Origin of the sequence: Nitrosomonas sp. Nm33 (genome assembly GCF_900107265.1) — a bacterium.
Lineage (GTDB): Bacteria > Pseudomonadota > Gammaproteobacteria > Burkholderiales > Nitrosomonadaceae > Nitrosomonas.
The window spans coordinates 1-20545 of the sequence record NZ_FNPJ01000060.1 but is presented as its reverse complement, the minus strand read 5'-3'; the positions used below and the strand labels follow the sequence as shown (position 1 = coordinate 20545).

Here is a 20545-nt window from a genome sequence, read left to right as displayed (position 1 = left end):
GCTTACACGTTCCGCGAGAAGAAACCTTCACTTAATATCAGATTCACTCAAGCTCTTCCACTTGTAGGGTTGTGATTCTTATGTCGAACTCACGTTAATCACGTCGTCTTAAGGAGAAAATGATGAACAACCCTAAAATCCAGCTGATCCTCCGCAACGGCCAATTCACGACACTTGATCGCCAGCATCCGCAAGCTACGGCTGTCGCCATCTCCGATGGCCGCTTCACCGCCGTCGGAGATGACGGTGAAGTAATGCGCCTGGCCGATAGCAATACGCAGGTGATAGACCTCAATCGCCGCTGCGTCATTCCCGGTCTGATCGATTCGCACTTGCATTTTATCCGCGGCGGACTCAATTACAACATGGAACTGCGCTGGGACGGCATTCCCTCACTGGCTGATGCCATGCATCGCCTGAAAGAGCAGGTAGCGCGCACGCCCGCGCCGCAATGGGTGCGCATCGTCGGTGGATTTACTGAAATGCAGTTCGCTGAGAAACGCTTGCCGACACTCGACGAAATCAACGCAGCAGCACCGGATACATCGGTCTTCATTTTGCACCTCTACGATCGTGCCCTGCTTAACCGTGCAGCACTGCGTGCCTGTGGTTACGACCGCGACACACCCAACCCGCCGGGCGGCCTGATTGCTAGGGATAGCAACGGGGAACCGACAGGCTTGCTATTGGCGGAGCCGAATGCGCTGATCCTTTATTCCGCTCTAGCCAAAGGTCCCAAGCTGCCTTACGAGTATCAACTCAATTCCACACGCCATTTCATGCGGGAAATGAACCGCCTGGGTATCACCAGCGTCATCGATGCCGGCGGCGGTTTTCAGAACTACCCGGATGACTACAAAATCATTGAGGATCTGCATAAAGCCGGCGAACTGACCCTGCGCATTGCCTACAACCTGTTTACGCAGAAAGCCGGGGAAGAGGTTGCAGATTTTTCCAAATGGACCAAGATGCTGAAACCTGGCGACGGCGATGACTACTACCGCCATAACGGCGCGGGTGAAATGCTGGTCTTTTCTGCAGCGGATTTTGAGGACTTCCGTATGCCGCGCCCGGACATGGCGCCGCACATGGAAAAAGATCTGGAAGCCGTGGTACGTATTCTCGCCAGCAATCACTGGCCATTCCGCCTGCATGCCACTTACAATGAAACCATCTCGCGTGCGCTGGATGTATTCGAGAAGGTGAATCGGGATATTCCCTTTGACGGTATACACTGGTTTTTTGATCACGCCGAAACCGTGACTGACGCTAACCTTGAGCGTATCGCCAAACTTGGCGGCGGCATCGCCATTCAGCACCGCATGGCCTACCAGGGCGAGTTTTTCGTGCAGCGTTACGGCCGCAAGGCCGCCGAGCGCACACCGCCTTATCAACGCATGCTGGCAATGGGTGTCAATGTCGGCGCAGGTACCGATGCCACCCGCGTAGCCAGCTATGATCCCTGGACTGCACTCTATTGGCTCACGACCGGCAAGACTTTGGGTGGTCTCTCGCTATATCCGGCGACAAATCTCGTCGATCGCAAGACCGCCCTACGCCTCTACACGCAGGCGAATACCTGGTTCTCGAACGAAGAAGGCGTCAAAGGTCAGATCAAACCCGGTCAATATGCCGATCTCGCCGTGCTGTCCGCTGATTACTTCAGCATTCCCGAAGACGAAATTCGCAACCTTGTTTCAGTGCTTACGATCGTCGGCGGGCGCATTGTTTACGGTGACGATGAATTCAGCGCGCTTGCTCCGCCTTTGCCGCCAACTATGCCGGACTGGTCGCCTGTGAAGCACTTTGGCGGCTATTTCAAACCTGCGGCAGGTGCAGCAACGATACACTCATTTGCTCAGGCGGCATGCGGCTGCGGAATCAGTTGTTCTGTGCATGGCCATGCCCATGGACGCGCGTATCAGGATGCTGTAGATGCTGCTGATCAGCGCGGCTTCTGGGGTGCACTCGGCTGTTCGTGCTGGGCAGTATGATGCATACAGTGCTTCTCTTACCCGGCAAACCTGCATGCAACAGACAACAAAAAATCGCCAGGCAAGCTTGGTTGCCGCTGTGATGCTCACCACATCATTGCCAGCAGCCGCATCTGAATATCTGCCGCTGCGATTCGAGGAGAACTGAGAAGCAAGTTGCAGCAAAATCGCGCCCAAATGCTGGCGTATCGGCGAAACCGCCACACTAACCTTTGGGGCGGATGCGCGTATACGTCCTCAGTATTATAGGACTGATAATTTTGGTATTGACAGCGGTAAAGATGGTTACATCCTGTTTCGAGGTCTCGCCCATGGCGATTTGCGCGTTGGCAAGCACGTGCAGATATTTGTGCAATTCGGAGTATACGACGAAGCCGGACGCCAGGGCGGACCCATCAGCACCGATCAAAGCAATCCCGACCTGTAGCAAGGCTTCCTGGCATGGAATGGCAATATGTTTTCCGTGCGTGCGGGTCAGCAGGAAATGACGCTTGGTACCTCACGTCTAATCGCAGTGCGAGAAGGTCCCAACATTCGCCTCGCTTTCGACGGTGCACGTGCCAGTTGGAATCAGGGACCGCATCGCATTGATGTTTTCACTTTCCGTCCGGTTGTCAATAAGCCGGGAGCCTTTGATGACGCGGCTAGTAAGTCGCAATCGCTGTACGGCTTGTACGCTGCGCTCGCACCGCAAAGTATGCCCCCCCTCCTGATCGATCTCTACTGGCTTGGCTACGAAAGAGACCAAGGACGGTTTGCAGCAGCGCAGGGACGAGAACACAGGCATTCTTTCGGCACACGGCTGTTTGGTATTGTAAGAGGATGGGACTGGAACACGGAAGCGGTATTCCAAATCGGCAATGTCGGCGATCAAACCATTCGTGCCTGGACAATCGCCTCCGATACTGGGTTTACTTTCGCCGCACTGCCTTGGTTGTCACGGCTCAGCCTGAAAGCGGATATCGCCAGCGGTGATAAGAATCCTGATGACGGACGGCTCGGCACCTTTAATCCTAAATTCCTCAGTTGGAATTTAGAATGAAAATAGCTGTAATCTAATACTATCAACGGTTCATAGCCAAAAATGTTAACTGCTCCTCAGTTACAGTAAACAAGCTGAGAGCAAGGTGTGGCAACACTTTCAGCAGATTTTGATTATTTCACTAAAATCTCATCTGATTGGTAATGCCATGGATCTTTCAAAGAACCTTAATCAATAGGGTTCTTGAGCGATTTAGGAGTCTTCAACTGAGGAATTTAGGTTCATGCACTCTATCCCAATTCCACCTACTTCAGCGAGGCGACACTATTGGCACCGGGCAATATCATGGATTTGCAACCGGCTGTGACAATCAGGCCTGTCCCTGCACTGACACTCCTTCTAGGCTGAAATTTCTTGTGGAAGCATCATAAAGAAGATGCGGTTTACACGCCGCCCGCGCCCTTGGTAGCGATACTTGGAAGCATCAGAACTGGCCGGTATATCGGCGACCAGATCGGAGTGGAAGACGGTTATCGCCCTCATCCCCAATGGGAAATTCGCGCCGCCGCAGTCCGTTTTAACACCGGGGAAGCCTTGACGCAGGCTGGTGGTAAGAGCATAGATTTTTTTATGACAAACCTGTCATTCCGCTGGTGAATAAGCCTATTGACGATGGCGCTTTGACTTTGAGCAAGATCTTATCCGTCTCAATACCAACCTAGGCTACTACGCCAATTTCATGAATCTACCCGACTATGCAGCAGCAGCCGTTCTTGCAGGCTTCCGAATTCTCCGTCAAGTTATAACTGAGGTACTTGAAAAACGCCTCAAAAGAACCATGGCTTTCAATTGACCAACCCTCTATACTCCTTACTAATATTAAAATTATTTTTAAGGTAAGGAAATACTCATGATAGCCAGTATGACAGGTTATGCCGTTATGTCTGAGGAGATTGCTCAAGGCTCCCTAACGCTAGAGCTACGTTCAGTCAATAATCGCTATCTCGATATTCAGTTCCGTTTGCCAGATGAATTCCGCTCGCTGGAACCCGCAATGCGGGAACTCTTGAATACCCAGTTAAAACGAGGAAAGATCGATTGCCGTTTAACCTTCATGCCGCGCGCAAAGGTAGATCTACCCCAACAGCTCAATGAGCAGTTATTAAATAAATTGCTCGAGCTGAACAACGCTGTTAGATCAGCTCTTTTGGATGCAAAAAGCCTAAGTGTAGCAGATATTTTGCGTTGGCCCGGCATATTGCAAAGCGATATCTTATCTACTCCAGAACTGCATGAAGCTTGCATGGAGTTACTTCAAGCCACTTTGAATGAGTTTACTGCTACGCGTGTTCGTGAAGGAGAAAAACTTAAGAATGCATTGCTGGAACGCTTGCGTCAATTACGCCAATTAACAACGGAGCTCTCACCGCGTATTCCAATATTACTAGCAAATTTCCAGGAAAAATTAATAGTACGTTTGCAAGAAGCAAAAATAGATTATAACGATGAACGTATTCGACAAGAGTTAACATTATTTGCAAGCAAGATTGATATAGACGAGGAATTATCACGCTTGCAAACTCATCTAGATGAGGTGGAACACACGCTGCTAAAGGGAGGATGTGTTGGCAAGCGACTCGACTTTTTGATGCAGGAACTTAATCGAGAGGCCAATACTCTTGGCTCAAAATCTGTAGACGTGGGAGTCTCAAAAATTTCTATAGAACTAAAAGTGTTGATCGAACAAATGCGCGAGCAAGTTCAGAATATTGAATAGTACTTTTTGCTATACGTTAATTTTAACATATGAGCAGAAAGCTATTATCTATATCCTTACATTCTAAGCAACACGATTTATCCAAAATCAACACTAATCATCAACAAATCAGCCCAAATTCAATATTTGATGCTGCTTCTAAGCTGAGTTTTTATCTTTTGGAAGTTAAGAAAGGAGCAAAAAATTATCCAATCAAAATATTGCCAGATTGAGGTTTATTTTTGCAATGATTTTCCATACTTACGATTAAATTTCTCAACTCTTCCGGCAGTATCAACAATCTTCTGTTTTCCAGTATAAAAAGGATGACAAGCCGAGCATACTTCTACATGTAAAGGTTTATTTAAAGTAGAACATGTTTTAAAGACATTACCACAACTACATGTAACTGTTATTTCTTGATAATTCGGATGAATTTCTGCTTTCATATTCTTACGTCCTTAATTCTCACACTAAATCTTTAAATTATATAATATATTAAATCATACACGCCGCATTGAATCAAAAAAATCAGCATTACTTTTTGTAGCTTTAATTTTGTCAAGTAGAAATGACATTGCGTCCATATCATCCATTGGGTAAAGTAGTTTTCGCAATATCCATATCTTCTGCAATATATCCTGCGGAAGCAGTAACTCTTCTCGGCGAGTACCCGAACGGTTAACATTAATGGCAGGATAAATACGTTTCTCTGCCATACGCCGATCAAGATGAATTTCCATATTGCCAGTACCTTTGAACTCTTCGTAAATGACATCATCCATGCGCGAACCCGTATCTACTAGAGCGGTAGCAATAATGGTAAGAGAACCTCCCTCCTCTATATTCCGTGCAGCACCAAAAAAGCGTTTTGGGCGCTGCAACGCGTTGGCGTCCACTCCCCCTGTTAAAACTTTGCCGGAAGCAGGTACAACCGTGTTGTAGGCGCGTGCTAAACGAGTGATAGAGTCGAGTAATATCACCACATCTTTTTTATGCTCCACAAGACGTTTAGCTTTCTCTATCACCATATCGGCTACTTGAACATGCCGCATGGCAGACTCATCAAAAGTAGATGAAATAACTTCGCCTCTGACTGAGCGAATCATTTCTGTAACCTCTTCAGGGCGCTCATCTATTAATAACACCATTAAGATGACATCAGGATGATTAGCTGCAATTGAATGCGCAATATGTTGCAACATCACTGTTTTTCCAGATTTTGGACTCGCAACTAATAGACCACGCTGCCCCTTCCCGATCGGAGCGATAAGATCAATAATCCGACCTGTAATGTTCTCCTCAGATTTGATATCACGTTCTAATACCAAACGCTCGGTAGGAAACAATGGAGTCAAGTTTTCAAACAGAATTTTTCGTTTGGAGTTTTCTGGTGGTTCACTATTAACCTTGTCAACTTTAACTAATGCAAAATATCGCTCTCCATCTTTGGGAGGACGGATTTCACCGTCAACTGAATCACCAGTATGTAAATTAAAGCGCCTAATCTGACTGGGTGAAATATAAATATCATCTGGCCCTGCCAGGTAGGAAGTGTCAGGTGAGCGTAAAAATCCAAATCCATCCTGCAAAATTTCCAGGGTTCCTTCTCCAAAGATACTTTCATTTTTACGCGCCTGATTTTTTAATAGAGCAAAAATCAGATCCTGTTTTCGTAAACGATTGGCCCCCTCAACTTCATTGGCAACAGCCATTTTTACTAATTCGGAAACATGAAGGCTTTTAAGATCAGATAAACGCATGAAGAAACTCGTAAAAAATGATTGGAATAGAAAAAGAGGCTAAAATAATTAGGGAGAGGAGTAACGCTAATAAGGAAAAAGTTAAGTTGGAGCGGTAACTCTTAAAGCTTAAAGCTTAAAGAGTGCTTTTATTTTATTAGGTAAATCTAAGATTTCACAGATGACTGTCAATAAATGCCGTCAATTGAGACTTTGAAAGAGCACCAACTTTGGTTGCTTCTATATTACCATTTTTGAATAACATAAGTGTGGGAATGCCACGAATTCCATATTTTGGGGGAGTAACTTGATTTTCATCAATATTAAGCTTTGCAACTTTAAGTCGCCCACTATACTCATTCGCAACTTCATCAAGAATTGGAGCAATCATCTTGCATGGCCCACACCATTCTGCCCAATAATCGACTAATACTGGCATAGTTGATTGTAGTACTTCTGCTTCAAAAGTGGCATCTGTAATATAGTGAACGTGTTGGCTCATGAAATCCTCATTCAAATTTAATTTTTAAATTATTATTGATTAATAGTGCAATACACTAATGAATAGATCTGTCATGTCTGACAGCAAATCGAATCAAAGCTGAAATAGAAATGCCTAGCTTGTGATTGTTATACTATAGAAAATTCCTGCAAATGGGAAGTGTTGTCGTACACTACAATTAAACTTCTATAAACACCTACGTAAGGTTAAAAATACCTTAAGAAGCTGCCATTAAATCATATGCTAGCTTTTTAGTCAGTTTATTAATGAAATTTATTTTACATACAGAAAGATGAAGCAAAACCAACTTATACGTCTAACTACTCGAACAAAAGGCGAATAATCATGCATTTAATTAAGCGTAATTATATACGTCAAGTATTTACCATGCTTACTGGTTTATTCTTGATTTTCTGGAGTATGGCGCTTATTGCATCTCCTTTACGTCAAGAAATACGACACTTTATTAATGAAATGGTTGCACAACATGGATTCAATCAATCCGAACTTGAGGATGCATTTAAAAAGGTGCAATTCCAGCCTTCTATCATAGATTTGATTTCAGTACCAGCTTCGTCAATATCTTGGAATAAATATCGCGCCCGTTTTATCAACCCTCAACGCATAAAAAGCGGCGTCAATTTCTGGAATGAACATGCACAGAAACTAGAGCAAGCAAGTCGGGTGTTTGGCGTTCCTGAAGAAATTATTGTTGCAATCATTGGCGTCGAAACTGCTTATGGTGCAACGACAGGCAAACATCGCGTTATAGACGCGCTTACTACTCTAGCATTTGATTTTCCAAGACGAGCTGAATTTTTTAAAAGTGAGCTGGAGCAATACCTGTTACTTGCGCAAGAGCAGAATTTTGATTTATTCAGTATCAAAGGCTCTTACGCAGGGGCAATTGGTTTTCCACAATTTATGCCGGGAAGTTATAGGCGTTATGCCATTGATTTTGACGGTGACGGGAAAACTGATTTAGCCGGCAATCCCGCTGATGCAATTGGTAGTGTCGCCAACTATCTCAAGGAATATGGGTGGGAAGCAGGAGGACCAATCATAACACGCGCACACGTACCTATTGACAGTAATCATTATCAGGAAATCTTGCTTGCAGGCATTGAACCCATTCATTCAGTAAAAAAACTTCGCGCAGCAAATATTATGCCGTTGGGGGAAACAGGCGATGAAAGGTTAGCAGCACTTATAGAGTTAAAAGATAATGACACTCTTCAATATTGGCTTGGTTTCCAGAATTTCTATGTCATTACACGATATAATCGCAGTACTTTTTACGCAATGTCAGTGCTGCAACTTGCTGAAGCAATCCGTGCAGCACGAAATTCAGGTTTGCGGTAAGTTAATAATCTAACTATGAATTGTTTAACTTGAAGATGACATCTGCGCCCGCCTAGCGCACTGGCTACGGAGATGATTTTCAGAAAGCAAATGAGCTCTCAGGTAATTAATGTATTTTATTACTACCTGTGAGTTTTAATCTTTATCTACCCTAATCGCGGATGAAATGTTCGCTATTTTTGAATATCTGTATAATTTTCTTTTTTAAATCCTACAAGATGATCAGCTTCTAGTCTGATACCGATTTTCTCACCAATCGTATGATTATAGCGACTCGATATGAGTGATAATATGATCTTTCCACTAGCTAACTTTAACGTATAAAGAATTTCGGCGCCCCGAAATGCTTTATGTGTGACTATGGCCTGTAAAGCGCTCTCTTTATCGTACACAATATCATCTGGTCGAATTAATACCTCTACTTCATTTCCGGGATGATAAATTGCATCATTCAATTCACACTGATGATAAATGTCTTCCGTTAAAATCCCTAGTTCTGTTTCAATCTTTCCTGGAGAAAGCACTCTTCCAGGGAGAAAAACACCTTGCCCGATAAAATTGGCAACAAAACGATTGGCAGGGCGATGATACAAATTGTAGGCTGTATCCCATTGCATAATTTTCCCTTGATGCATGACACCTATTACATCTGCCACCGAGAATGCTTCGTCTTGATCATGCGTCACTAATATGGCAGTAATATGCAGATTCTTTAGAATATCGCGTATTTCTAAACTTAAACGCTCCCGTAGGCTGATATCCAGATTAGAAAAAGGTTCGTCTAGTAGCAATAAATCAGGATGAGGTGCTAGCGCGCGAGCTAAGGCTACCCGTTGTTGCTGCCCTCCAGAAAGTTCATGAGGATACTTGTTGGCCACTTCTGCAAGACCCACAATTTGTAACATGTCAGCTACACGTTGCGTGCGCTCAGCCATACGACTGTGATGCAATCCAAATCCTATATTTGCTGCTACTGTCAGATGAGGAAACAATGCATAATCCTGAAATACCATCCCAATATGTCTTTGCTCAGGCGGCAGACTAAAGTTACCACGACTCACAACCACGCCGTTAAGTAATATCCCCCCCCCCACCAATGGTTCAAAACCTGCAATACAGCGTAATACAGTTGTTTTCCCACAACCGCTAGGCCCTAACAAACAACCGATTTCCCCTTTTTTTAAATCAAACGATAAATGGCTAATGATTGTCTGCTTACCGTAAGCATGTTGAATTTGATCTAATTTCAATAAGGTGTCCACAAGCTACTTGTCTGTTTGTCGCATAAGTAAAATAATGGGTATTAATCCTGCCAAAACTAACGTCACTGCTGGTAAAGCAGCCTGCTGCCATTCACCTTCTGAAGTCAGTGAAAAAATACGCACAGCCAATGTATCCCAACCAAAAGGCCGAGTCATCAAAGTGATTGGCATTTCCTTCATTACATCCACGAAAACCAGCGTAGCAGCAGTAAATATACCCGTTTTCAACATCGGTAAATGAATACTTCGAAGCATGGCCCAGCCAGTCAAACCAAAACCCAGCGCCGCCTCATCTATACTTCGCGTAATGCGTTGCATAGAACTGTCTATGGGATAGTGACCGACAGCAAGAAAGCGTATCATATAAGCAATCAGCATCACACCGATTGTGCCTTGAATCAATAAACCAGTTTCAATTTGAAACAGCATTAACATCCATTCATTCAACTGATTATCTAACCAGGCAAGTGGAATAAAAATACCCACTGCTAATACAGCACCTGGCAGAGCATAACCTATAGTTGCAATACGTACTGCAATTCGTGTGAAAGTATCCGAATAAAGGCGAACTGCATAAACCAATAATATTGCAACAAAACAGGTAATCAGTGTAGCTATGGCTGATAGCAGAACTGAATGCAACAGGAATTCAAGATAGCGTTGATCCAGACTCTGTATTAAAGAATGAGCAGCCCAGCTACCCAGTTGCAAGACGGGCAGCACAAATGCAAAAAACAAAACACTTGCAGGGAAGCAGGTAGCCGCTCTGGCTTTCCAGCCTGTAAGTACGATACGATCAGCGCGCGAACTTCTCTTCATTTCAGCAAAACGCATCCGCGCTCGGAATTGTTGCTCAATAATAATGAGCGCAAAAACCAGGATGATCAGTAACGATGCAAGCTGAGAAGCTGCAGGTAAAGAAAACATACCAAACCATGCTTTATAGATCGCCGTGGTAAATGTATCGTAATTAAATACAACGACTGTTCCAAAGTCTGCAAGGGTTTCCATGAGCGTCAGCATGATACCGCCTGCAATCCATGGACGCGCCATCGGCAGTGCTACTTTGAAGAATCCCTGTTTATGATTAAGGCCCAGAGATTGAGCCACTTCCAACAAACGCTTTCCTTGTGTTAGAAAGGCATTGCGTGCCATTAAATAGACATAAGGATAGAAAGCCAGGATCATGACAACCGTCACCCCCCCTCTTCCATATAAATCGGGAAACCAGGTTAATTCTGATCCTAGCCAAGCGCGCAGAGCCGTCTGAACCGGGCCGGTATAATCAAATAAACCGAGCACAACAAATGCCGTCACATAGGCTGGAATCGCTAATGGCAGCAATAAAGCCCAGGAAAAAAATCTGCTGCCTGGAAACTCATATATTGCGGTAAGCCACGCAAGGCTGACACCAAATAATGACGTCCCAGCAACAACTCCCACTGAGAGCCAGAATGTATTAATTAGTAAACTGGAAAGCGTAGTTTCAACGAGATGCCGCCAGACATCGTCTGTTGGCATTAAAAATGAAGAAAATAGGACAACGACTGGAATGAGTATCAGTGCTGCAACAAGAAAAGGAGTTAGCCGCCAAAAATTTGCTTTGCGGTTTAAGAAAAACAGAGAGCGGCTAATTTCTGTATTTTTCTCTTCTACTGCAGCATACTTTTCATTATTCACATGCATCTACTGGTTTATCGATAGCCAGCTCGATCCATTAACTTTATTGCTGCTGTTTGCAACTCCCCAGCTTTGACTAAGTTCATTGGATTTTGTTTAAACTCTCCCCAAGCTGCGACAACATTACTGGGTTTAATCTGAGGATTGGCTGGATATTCCATATTGACATCAGCAAACAAATTTTGTGCTTTCTGTGAAGATAGAAATTCCAGTAATTTGATAGCTGAATGCTCATTTTTGCTGAATTGGGTAACGCCAGCTCCGGAAATATTGACGTGTACGCCACTATTTTTCTGATTTGGCCAGTAGACAGCCAAAGGCAAATTGGGATTACTTACTATCAATCTACCATAATAATAAGTATTGACCAGGGTCACATCGCACCGCCCTGCTGCCACAAATTCCAAGGCTCTCGTATCATCAGACAAAGGCTCAGTTGCAAGGTTGTCGACCCAACCTTTCACTATTCTTTCAGCTTCAGCTTCACCATGCTCGGCAATCATCATGGCAACAAGCGATTGATTGTAAACTTTTTTCGAGGTGCGCAAGCATAATCTTCCTTTCCATTTCGGATCAGCCAGATCCTCATAGGTAGAAAGCTCTGATGGTTTTACTTTTTGCGTGTTGTAAATGATAGTGCGCGCCCGAATCGAGAGACCAAACCACTGTCCTTGCGGATCTCGTAAATGAGCAGGAATATTCGCTTCCAGTATAGGAGAAGAAATAGATTTTAATAGTCCCTCCCGCGCGGCTTCCCATAAATTACCCGCATCTGCAGTAATGAGAACATCAGCCGGTGTTTTTTTTCCTTCAGCTTTGAGTCTGGCTAAAAGAGCACCCTCCTTGTCTGTCGTAAATTTAACTTGAATACCTGTTTCGCGGGTAAAAGCATCGAACATCGGCTTGATAAGCTCTTCAATTCTTGCTGAGTACACTACGACCTGTTCCGCCTGGACTACATTGACAGTCAGCAGGGAAATAAAACAACATGTAATTATATAAAAGCGCTTAATAGAAAATAGTTTGAACATTATTTAAATATGAAGCATGAAAATGACAGGAAGTTAGCTCTGAATCTTACAAAATTATGAACGATTATACTATGAGTAAAAATATAAGTAAGAATTGTTATCAGTTATACCTTCTTCAAAGAGTAATACTTATCCGAATCAGCAAGATACACTATTAATTGCCTCCAATGGCGCGGTATATGTCAGTCCATATGCTTCTGCTACGGCTGGATGTGTCACGAAACCACGATGTACATTGAGACCATGTTGCAAAGTGCGATTATGACGCACAGCATCTAAACCATCATTTGCCAAGCGCACTACATAAGCTGCCGTTTGATTATTCAGTGCAAAGGTACTCGTACGAGGAACAGCACCCGGCATATTGGTAACGCAATAATGCAAAACACCCTCGACTTCATAAACTGGGTGGCTATGGGTAGTAGGATGAGTGGTTTCAACGCACCCACCCTGATCAACCGCCACATCAATAATGACTGACCCTCGGCGCATATGTGACACCATCTCCTTCGTAATCAGCCAAGGTGCACGTCCACCCGGGATGAGCACTGCACCAATAACAAGATCAGCCTGATAAACGAGTTCTTTGATATTGAGTCGATCACTCATACGCGTCAATAATTGACCACGGAAAATATCATCCAGGTATTTCAACCGCGTATGATTCACGTCCAGCACGGTCACCTGAGCTCCCATACCAACCGCAACCCTGGCAGCATTGGCACCTACAATACCTGCTCCCAGAATAGCGACATTGGCAGGTGCTACCCCAGGAACCCCTCCCATCAGGATTCCCCGGCCGCCTAATGTTTTAAGCAAGTAAGTGGATCCAATTTGCACAGCCATTCTTCCAGCTACTTCACTCATTGGTGCTAATAAAGGTAACTCACCTGATTCAGTTTGCACAGTTTCATAGGCGATTCCAGTCGTTCCTACAGCCAGCAATGTATCAGTCAGCACTTTATTCGAAGCCAGATGCAGGTAAGTGAAAAGAATTAAATCTTGTCGCAAATAGCGATATTCCTGCTCAGTGGGTTCTTTTACCTTGACCACCATGTGAGCAGACCAAGCATCTTCAGCATGAGGAACAATATCAGCTCCAGCCGACCGGTAATCCCCATCAGTAAAAAAACTTCCTTCCCCTGCTCCGCTTTGTACCCGAACCTGGTGTCCGTGTTCTACTAACGCGTGTACGGTGCCGGGCGACATCCCGACTCGATATTCATTATCTTTAGTTTCCTTGGGTAATCCGATAATCATCAGTTGATTCCTGGTTTTGTTAATCAGGATGATTCTTTTACTCTTTTTTTGTCCTCTTTCATAGCATCATTGTTTAATTATCGAATGATGCACTGTAAAAATTTTTATTTGTCGATATTTTTTTACATCATTAAGAAATATATATTTTATATGCAATAAGTTGTCGCATTTTCCCGACAATATAAATATAATTCACTATAATCTTAATTAGAGATGAACTTTAGTACCAGAAAGAGTGGTGGTCATAACGCTCTTATATCGCCAGCAAGTTCTCCAATCAGCTGATAATGGAGCGCAGGAATATCGGATAGTCAGCGTAAACTAATTCAATAGAAAAAGAATTAGATATCAGATATAAAAATTAGAAAACTTTATAGCCATAACATCTTGCTAACCAGAAAGTCCCTGGTTAGCATTTTTTTGCCTAATTCGAAAAAAGAGGTAACTCACTGAATACCTCTCATTCCTCAACGTCATATCATAACTGAACAAAATAGTTGACTATGGCTGAAACTGCAGCTTCCTAGTAAATTCTGGACGCTGCTTCAGGAATTAGCATGATCCTAAAAACCGTAGTTGACCGCTTAATTGGAAAGCTAAGCGCATGACATATAGAAGCATTTCCGAAATTTTTTCATTCACCAGAATGGTGAAGCCGCTACGAGGTGTATCGTATGCCGCTCCTGGCGCGAATGCGGCGTTGCTCTTCGTTGCAGGGGGCGGTCCTGCGGCCTCATCGCGCCTTGCCTCGCACCTGAATCACCACACGCTCCACCTCGTCCAACTACGGTTTTTAGGATGATCGATGATGTGCGGCGCCATCATATCAAGTAGATAGCCAGCCTGGCGAAATAGCTGGCCTAAAGGATCCAGGTTAAAAGCTATTTCACTCCTGCTTCATGAGCTTGTTGATCAGCATGGTAACTGGAACGTACCATTGGACCACATGCAGCGTTGCTGAAACCCATTTCAATTGCAATACGCTCAAACTCTTTAAAGCCATCTGGTGATACATACCGCATAACCGGTAAGTGTCCGATACTGGGTTGGAGGTATTGACCGATAGTGAGCATATCGACATTGTGTTCACGCAAATCTCGTAACACTTCGATAATTTCATCATCGGTTTCTCCAAGCCCGAGCATTAAGCCAGATTTAGTAGGAATAGCTGGAAAAGCAGCTTTAAAGTCTTTCAGCAATTTCAGAGAATGCGCATAATCTGCACCCGGTCGGCATTGCTTATATAAACGTGGCACTGTTTCAAGATTATGATTAAGCACATCGGGTGTACAGGCAGATAATCTTTCCAAAGCAACAGACAATCTTCCACGAAAATCCGGCACCAGAATTTCAATTTTAGTTAATGGAGAATGAGCACGGATCTCACGTATGCAATCGACAAAGTGTTGTGCACCACCATCGCGCAAATCATCTCGATCCACGCTCGTGATCACGACATACTTAAGTTTCAGGGCAGCAATCGATTTTGCCAGATGTAACGGCTCCTCAGGATCAGGCGGTAAGGGTCTGCCATGCGCCACATCACAGAAGGGGCAGCGTCGAGTGCAGAGATCTCCCAAAATCATGAAAGTGGCAGTTCCTTTACCAAAACATTCGCCAATATTGGGACAGGAAGCTTCTTCGCAAACCGTATGTAGCTTATGTTCCCGCAGCAAGCGCTTGACTTCGTTGTAAGTCTGACTATTAGGCGAGCGTACCCGTATCCATGACGGCTTGCGCAATATCTCGCTGGGCTGTTGAACATCTATTTTGATTGGATTGCGCGCTGTTTTAGCGATCCCTCTTTCGTGCCTATCAGTGGTCATGACGTTAAATGTTTCTCCCTTCAGCAAATTTTATTTGTAGTTTTTCTATCATTTTCTGGCCTAGCACTTCAATTTCATCGTCAATGCCCAGATCTTTTGTTTGTGTAACCCGCAGACCTGCATAACCACATGGATTGATCGCAGAAAAAGGTGTTAAATCCATGTCTACATTCAGTGCAATACCATGGTAGCAACAACCATTTTTAATTTTTAATCCCAATGAGGCAATCTTTGCATTGCTCACATACACACCCGGCGCATCTACGCGCCCTTCTGCATCTACTCGATATTCTCCTAGCAAGTCTATCACAGCACCTTCCATCTTCCTGACCAATTCCCGTACATTAAACTTCAAACGGCGCAGATCGAGTAATAAATAAGCGATCAGCTGTCCTGGGCCATGGAAAGTAATTTGCCCGCCGCGGTCTGTTTTGATAACCGGAATATCATTCCGATAGAGCAAATGCTCCGGTTTACCGGCAATACCTTGAGTATAGACGGACGGATGCTGCAGCAGCCAGATTTCGTCAGGTGTATGGTTGGTACGATAAGCGGTAAAATCCTTCATGGCTTGCCAGGTTACGAGATAATCTACCATACCCAGATACCTCGTTTTAGTGACCAGAGGCACGCTTTCTGGCCTAAGCCGTAAATTTTCCACCTTATTGAAACTTCAAAACACCAGCATTATCATCGGGTGATCATGAAGCTCCTGATAGAGTGCATCCAGTTGCGCACGTGAAACCGCACAAATAGTACAGGTCACACTTAAATAGTTGCCGTTCTTGCTAGTTTTGACTTCAAGTGCAGTCTCCTCAAAATCTGGTGCATGATTTCTGACAATATTCAGTACTGTTTGAATAAACCCCTTCTGCGCTCGACCCATAATCTTGATTGGAAACTCGCAAGGATATTCAATAAGTGAAGGTTGCTCTGTCATAATCTGTGACAAATCACTTATCCTCCAAAACTAATTATTCTGCTGATAATAGAGCAGAATTCCCAGCACGCATAGTAACTGCCTTATATTGCTGATAAAACTGGTTGAGTTGCTTGAACATAGGCCCTGGTTTACCACCCCCAATAGATCTCCCATCAAGCGATACAATTGGCATGACTTCCTTGGTGGAAGAAGTGAGCAGCACTTCATCCGCTGTACGGAGTTCCTCTTCAGTTATTTCTCTTACTTCATAGGGAATAGCGTGAGCTTGCGCTAATTCCAGAACGACATCATAAGTAATCCCTGGCAACATCAAATGGCTTTTGGGTGGTGTTAACAATACATTGTTTTTTGCGATAAAAATATTACTGGCTGCACCCTCGGTCAAGAAGCCGTCGCGCAGTAAAACCGTTTCCATAGCCCCTGAATCAATCGCCAGCTGACGCAGCAAGACATTCGGCAGCAATGATATAGCCTTGATATCACATCGCCCCCACCGATTATCTGATGCAGTAATGGCCGGAATGCCAGTCAGCAAAAGCTCTTGTGGTGGAATGAGCAATGGATTGCTCATAATGAACACAGTAGGAGGAATATTTATTGGGAATGCGTGATCACGCTTGGCTACACCGCGCGTTATGTGTAAGTAGAGATATTGATCATCAGCTGCATTATGGGAAATGATCTGCTCTAGCAGAGCACGCCATTGTTCATCAGTGTGAGGGTTTTTAAGTCGAATGCCATCCAGGCTATATTGCAAGCGGCGTAAGTGCTCTGTGAGGCGAAATGGCTTGCGGGAATAAACCGGTATGACTTCATAGACGCCATCACCAAAAATAAACCCACGATCCAGTACTGGCACATATGCCTCTTCAATCGGCATAAACTTACCATTGAGGTAAATCATATTTTTCTCAAGAATTAATTAAAGAGCAAATGAATACTATCCCACGCGCGCCCAAAAATACTAGCTTCATCTACTGTTTCCAGGGAAACGAGTGGATAAGTCGCGATTTCCTGATCACCAAGGCTAAATTTAACAGTACCCACTTCTTGCCCTGGATTGATTGGGGCAATTACTGGCAGCCTGTATTCCATTTTAGCCTTTAATTTTTCAGCCTGCCCTTTCGGAAGGGTAAAATAGATATCCTGATCAGATCCTACCTTGAGGGTATTTTGTGCGCCTTTCCAAATTTGGAGAGTAGTAATTTCCTGATTCTTTTTATATGGATGCGCCGTATCAAAGAACTGATAGCCGTAATTCAATAAACGTTGACTTTCCTTAGAACGTGCATTAGGTGATGCAGTCCCCATGACGACCGAAATCAATCTGCGATCATCGCGCTTAGAGGAAGTAATTAAACAATAACCAGCAGCCACAGTCCACCCTGTTTTCATGCCATCTACATTGGGATCCAACCATAGCAATCGATTACGATTGGGTTGAGTAATGCCATTGTAAGTATACTCACGCAATGAATAGAGAGGATAAAATTCTGGAAATTCACGAATAATGGCAGATGCCAAAAGTGCAAGATCGTGTGCAGAGCTGTAATGCTTTGGGTTGGATAGTCCAGTCGAATTGGTGAAATGCGTATTGGTCATTTTCAAACGCGCCGCTTCCTCATTCATCTTATGGGCAAACATATCTTCCGAACCGGCAACCAGCTCAGCCAGCGCAACACAGGCATCATTCCCGGATTGCACGATCATGCCACGAATCAATTCATCCACTGTCACCGGTTTATTCGGTTCGATAAACATGCGAGAGCCAACCATTTTCCAGGCTGTTTTAGAGACGGGAACAACTTGATCCAGCTTGATTTTGTTCTGCTTTATCGCATTAAAAACAACATAAGCAGTCATCAACTTAGTAAGCGATGCTGGCTCAAGACGCTCATGCTCATTTTGATTGATCAGTGTCTTACCAGTGTGAAAATCAACGAGCGTGTAAGATTTTGCTGCTACAGACAAAGTAGGCTGCTGTGCAAAAACAGGAAGTACTGCCAAGCATAACGCTAACCAAAGAAAGCTTCTCATAAAAAAACAGAAAAATCTCATTATAGCTCGCTCATCAAAATTCATAAACTAACCACATCATATAAATGATCTTCATTTAATTTATCCGATAAGGAAAGAGGTAAAATTTCTTGATATAAATAATTAGAGAGTCGGGGCAACTTGCTTAAAATAGCCTGAAAACCATTAGCAAACGTGGATTGGATTCCATTATCCATAATTGCAGTATTGAAATACAAAACGTGTATGATAGCAAATAAGAAATTAAGTTGGCTGCCATTTCAAATCCTGTGACACGCTGTACGAATTATAAAGCAACGAAGATTAACAAGACCTGAATGGTATAAACCGCAAGCAGCACGAACACCCTTAACTGTTTCCTAATCTTTTCCACTGGTTAAAACCAGGCAACGGCATAGGTGGCAACTACTTCATTACACTTCGCTCTTCGAAATACTTTCCGAAAAACCCTCGACATCACTGAGAATCTCACGAAACTGTTCCAATGCTGCTTCCAGATCGTCCACAATCTCCTGCGCAATCACATCTGGCGCTGGCAGATTATCGGTTATCCGACAACGACTCATCCTTCAGCCAGAAAATATCGAGGCTGATCTTGTCTCGCTTGATCAAATCTTCATAATCATAAGCGCGCCAGCGACCGCTTGCTCCCCTCTCCCCCGAGAGAGAGTTGGTGTGAGGGAAGCATTTTCCTCCGTCCGCACTAAACCAACACCCTCCTCCACTCGCCCTAAGTCAGCAATATTCCCAGCTTGTCCTGAGCCAGCAACCTCCTCCGCTCGTTCTGAGAAAACAGCTTCCTCCGTTCGCCCTGAGCCTGTCGAAGGGTGAACAGCGTCTTCACTCCATGTCGGCTGCCGATCATGCCTGTTCTCAGGGTTAAAGCATTTTACAAACTCATCCAGATCTGCCCGTTTCAAAGGATTTGTTTTGAGGGTAAAGTGCATATTGGTACGCAATCATATATTCCAATTTTTTGAATGATTATCGCCGTATTCACTTTAGCGGCGCTAGGGTTTCTATTTTTCTGAATAGTTTATCTGCTGCCAATAGCAAATCTGTAACCAATTGTTCATCGATTTCCAAATATCCTTCATATTCTGCCAGGTTGCGTCGCTCATGGCATAAAGTCAACAAACGCCAAACTTCCGGCCCAAGACTGAGCGTGTGCGGGATGCATTGAAATACGATGTAACGTTTGTCAGATCGATAGCCATGCCAGCGCAAAACTGCCAAAGCCAGCGCGTGAGCTGCATTGTAAGCCAGATCAAATCGACTCTCGATAGATAAAAAACGGTTATGTGCATCAGTCAATCGCACTCGCGCAGATCGGAGAGTCCTTCGAATTCTTTTGCATCAGCTTCTTCTTGCTTCAGATGTCCAGTTTTGACTAAATTCTCCAGATTAGGCGAGATCATCTTCGGTACCGATCAAGAAAATCTTGGGTTGCTCCAACACTCTGCTGACAAAGGCATTATCCTCTGCACGTTTGCGAGCTAAATCCTCAGGTTTATAAAGCGTGGGATTAATTGTTCTGCCAAGACGGGTTTCTGTCTCAGCCAGTTGAGCGACAACTTCGGAATAAGTCAGATCAGAGGAAACAATCATCACATCAATATCGCTACTTGCCCTATCCGTTCCTTTTGCCACCGATCCATAGATAAATGCCACTTTGATTTTCTCAGCAAAGATGGATAATGCCTCACGCAACGCGTCAGCCAATCCGAACGTCTTCAGGACAATACCGCGCAACTCCTCAAAAATGGGTGATTGACGGTTTACCTGGTAGTGTTTCTGATTGCCGATCTGGATAACCGTCAGCAAACCGGCTCTTGCGAGCTTCTCCAGTTCGCGCTGTACCGAGCCGATTCCAACACCTGCAAAACGTACGATCTCATTAGCATAATAACTCCGCTCTGGATTGCCGAATAAGAGCGCGAGAACACGCTGCGGTGTTTTGGTGAACAAGGTATCGCCTAGTCCGGTTTGAGTAATTGCATTCATTCCCATATTGGGAATGATAATACCCCTTTTAGGAGCGGACAACTTCCTTATTTAATGAACGAGATAACTTGAGGTATGCTGAGTTTTATGGAGTCCAAAGTTTCATAAAATATAGACATGGAATGGAGGATATAGATGGAACAATTACCCCGAACACGATATAG

General features: G+C 44.1%; 22 protein-coding genes. 6 read left to right on the top strand and 16 right to left on the bottom strand.

Annotated features, from left to right (window positions below):
* Positions 1–119: 119 nt before the first annotated feature.
* From BLV54_RS11480 to BLV54_RS11460, 4 genes are all read left to right on the top strand, one after another.
* Complete coding sequence (locus tag BLV54_RS11480; protein ID WP_090571798.1) at positions 120–1994, top strand: amidohydrolase; 1875 nt, start codon at positions 120–122, stop codon at positions 1992–1994.
* Between the two features lie 454 nt (positions 1995–2448).
* Positions 2449–3036, top strand: a complete 588-nt coding sequence (locus tag BLV54_RS11470) for an alginate export family protein (RefSeq protein ID WP_090571794.1) — start codon at positions 2449–2451, stop codon at positions 3034–3036.
* Between the two features lie 402 nt (positions 3037–3438).
* On the top strand, positions 3439–3633 hold the full coding sequence (locus BLV54_RS11465; RefSeq protein WP_143032496.1) for a hypothetical protein: 195 nt from the start codon (positions 3439–3441) through the stop codon (positions 3631–3633).
* Between the two features lie 253 nt (positions 3634–3886).
* Complete coding sequence (locus BLV54_RS11460; RefSeq protein WP_090571790.1) at positions 3887–4753, top strand: YicC/YloC family endoribonuclease; 867 nt, start codon at positions 3887–3889, stop codon at positions 4751–4753.
* 215 nt (positions 4754–4968) lie between these two features.
* Here BLV54_RS11460 and rpmE read toward each other — a convergent pair whose 3' ends face one another.
* From rpmE to trxA, 3 genes are all read right to left on the bottom strand, one after another.
* Complete coding sequence (rpmE, locus tag BLV54_RS11450) at positions 4969–5181, bottom strand: 50S ribosomal protein L31 (RefSeq protein WP_090571786.1); 213 nt, start codon at positions 5179–5181, stop codon at positions 4969–4971.
* Between the two features lie 54 nt (positions 5182–5235).
* Complete coding sequence (gene rho, locus BLV54_RS11445) at positions 5236–6495, bottom strand: transcription termination factor Rho (RefSeq protein WP_090571784.1); 1260 nt, start codon at positions 6493–6495, stop codon at positions 5236–5238.
* Positions 6496–6649: 154 nt separating this feature from the next.
* Positions 6650–6976 (bottom strand): thioredoxin TrxA, encoded by a 327-nt coding sequence (trxA, locus tag BLV54_RS11440; protein ID WP_090571782.1) that lies wholly within the window; start codon positions 6974–6976, stop codon positions 6650–6652.
* 345 nt (positions 6977–7321) lie between these two features.
* Here trxA and mltB point away from each other — a divergent pair, with 345 nt between their 5' ends.
* A complete protein-coding gene (mltB, locus tag BLV54_RS11435) occupies positions 7322–8338 on the top strand; it encodes a lytic murein transglycosylase B (protein WP_090571780.1) in 1017 nt (338 codons plus the stop codon).
* Positions 8339–8511: 173 nt separating this feature from the next.
* On the opposite strand, the gene BLV54_RS11430 is transcribed toward mltB, so the two are convergent.
* The 4 genes from BLV54_RS11430 to ald all read right to left on the bottom strand — a co-directional run bounded on the left by BLV54_RS11430 (position 8512) and on the right by ald (position 13571).
* Positions 8512–9588, bottom strand: coding sequence for an ABC transporter ATP-binding protein (locus BLV54_RS11430; RefSeq protein ID WP_371113294.1), 1077 nt, complete (start codon positions 9586–9588; stop codon positions 8512–8514).
* 15 nt (positions 9589–9603) lie between these two features.
* Positions 9604–11121, bottom strand: a complete 1518-nt coding sequence (locus tag BLV54_RS11425) for an ABC transporter permease (protein WP_256329422.1) — start codon at positions 11119–11121, stop codon at positions 9604–9606.
* A gap of 173 nt (positions 11122–11294) precedes the next feature.
* Positions 11295–12311: a Fe(3+) ABC transporter substrate-binding protein gene (locus BLV54_RS11420; protein ID WP_090571775.1), complete on the bottom strand. Its 1017-nt coding sequence runs from the start codon at positions 12309–12311 to the stop codon at positions 11295–11297.
* A 138-nt stretch (positions 12312–12449) separates the two neighbouring features.
* Positions 12450–13571, bottom strand: a complete 1122-nt coding sequence (gene ald, locus BLV54_RS11415) for an alanine dehydrogenase (RefSeq protein ID WP_090571773.1) — start codon at positions 13569–13571, stop codon at positions 12450–12452.
* Positions 13572–14175: 604 nt separating this feature from the next.
* On the opposite strand from ald, the gene BLV54_RS15645 reads away from it, so the two are divergent.
* On the top strand, positions 14176–14373 hold the full coding sequence (locus BLV54_RS15645) for a hypothetical protein (protein ID WP_143032495.1): 198 nt from the start codon (positions 14176–14178) through the stop codon (positions 14371–14373).
* A 79-nt stretch (positions 14374–14452) separates the two neighbouring features.
* On the opposite strand, the gene lipA is transcribed toward BLV54_RS15645, so the two are convergent.
* From lipA to BLV54_RS11370, 9 genes are all read right to left on the bottom strand, one after another.
* Positions 14453–15397: a lipoyl synthase gene (lipA, locus tag BLV54_RS11410; RefSeq protein ID WP_090571771.1), complete on the bottom strand. Its 945-nt coding sequence runs from the start codon at positions 15395–15397 to the stop codon at positions 14453–14455.
* A 4-nt stretch (positions 15398–15401) separates the two neighbouring features.
* Positions 15402–16028 carry a lipoyl(octanoyl) transferase LipB gene (gene lipB, locus BLV54_RS11405; RefSeq protein ID WP_371113293.1) on the bottom strand — a complete coding sequence of 209 codons (627 nt, stop codon included), beginning with the start codon at positions 16026–16028 and terminating at the stop codon, positions 15402–15404.
* 42 nt (positions 16029–16070) lie between these two features.
* Entirely contained in the window at positions 16071–16337 is a 267-nt protein-coding gene (locus tag BLV54_RS11400) for an HP0495 family protein (RefSeq protein WP_090571768.1), read from the bottom strand.
* 34 nt (positions 16338–16371) lie between these two features.
* Complete coding sequence (locus BLV54_RS11395; protein ID WP_090571766.1) at positions 16372–17244, bottom strand: D-amino acid aminotransferase; 873 nt, start codon at positions 17242–17244, stop codon at positions 16372–16374.
* 14 nt (positions 17245–17258) lie between these two features.
* Positions 17259–18377 (bottom strand): D-alanyl-D-alanine carboxypeptidase family protein, encoded by a 1119-nt coding sequence (locus BLV54_RS11390; RefSeq protein WP_090571764.1) that lies wholly within the window; start codon positions 18375–18377, stop codon positions 17259–17261.
* 413 nt (positions 18378–18790) lie between these two features.
* Positions 18791–18943, bottom strand: a complete 153-nt coding sequence (locus tag BLV54_RS11385; protein WP_218132387.1) for a hypothetical protein — start codon at positions 18941–18943, stop codon at positions 18791–18793.
* Between the two features lie 42 nt (positions 18944–18985).
* The gene (locus BLV54_RS16525; protein WP_090571762.1) at positions 18986–19336 is read right to left on the bottom strand and encodes a hypothetical protein; all 351 of its coding nucleotides are present in this window, start codon (positions 19334–19336) and stop codon (positions 18986–18988) included.
* Between the two features lie 37 nt (positions 19337–19373).
* Positions 19374–19691 carry a hypothetical protein gene (locus BLV54_RS16520; RefSeq protein WP_256329417.1) on the bottom strand — a complete coding sequence of 106 codons (318 nt, stop codon included), beginning with the start codon at positions 19689–19691 and terminating at the stop codon, positions 19374–19376.
* Positions 19692–19781: 90 nt separating this feature from the next.
* Positions 19782–20381: a nucleotidyltransferase domain-containing protein gene (locus tag BLV54_RS11370; protein ID WP_090571800.1), complete on the bottom strand. Its 600-nt coding sequence runs from the start codon at positions 20379–20381 to the stop codon at positions 19782–19784.
* Positions 20382–20545 lie beyond the last annotated feature (164 nt).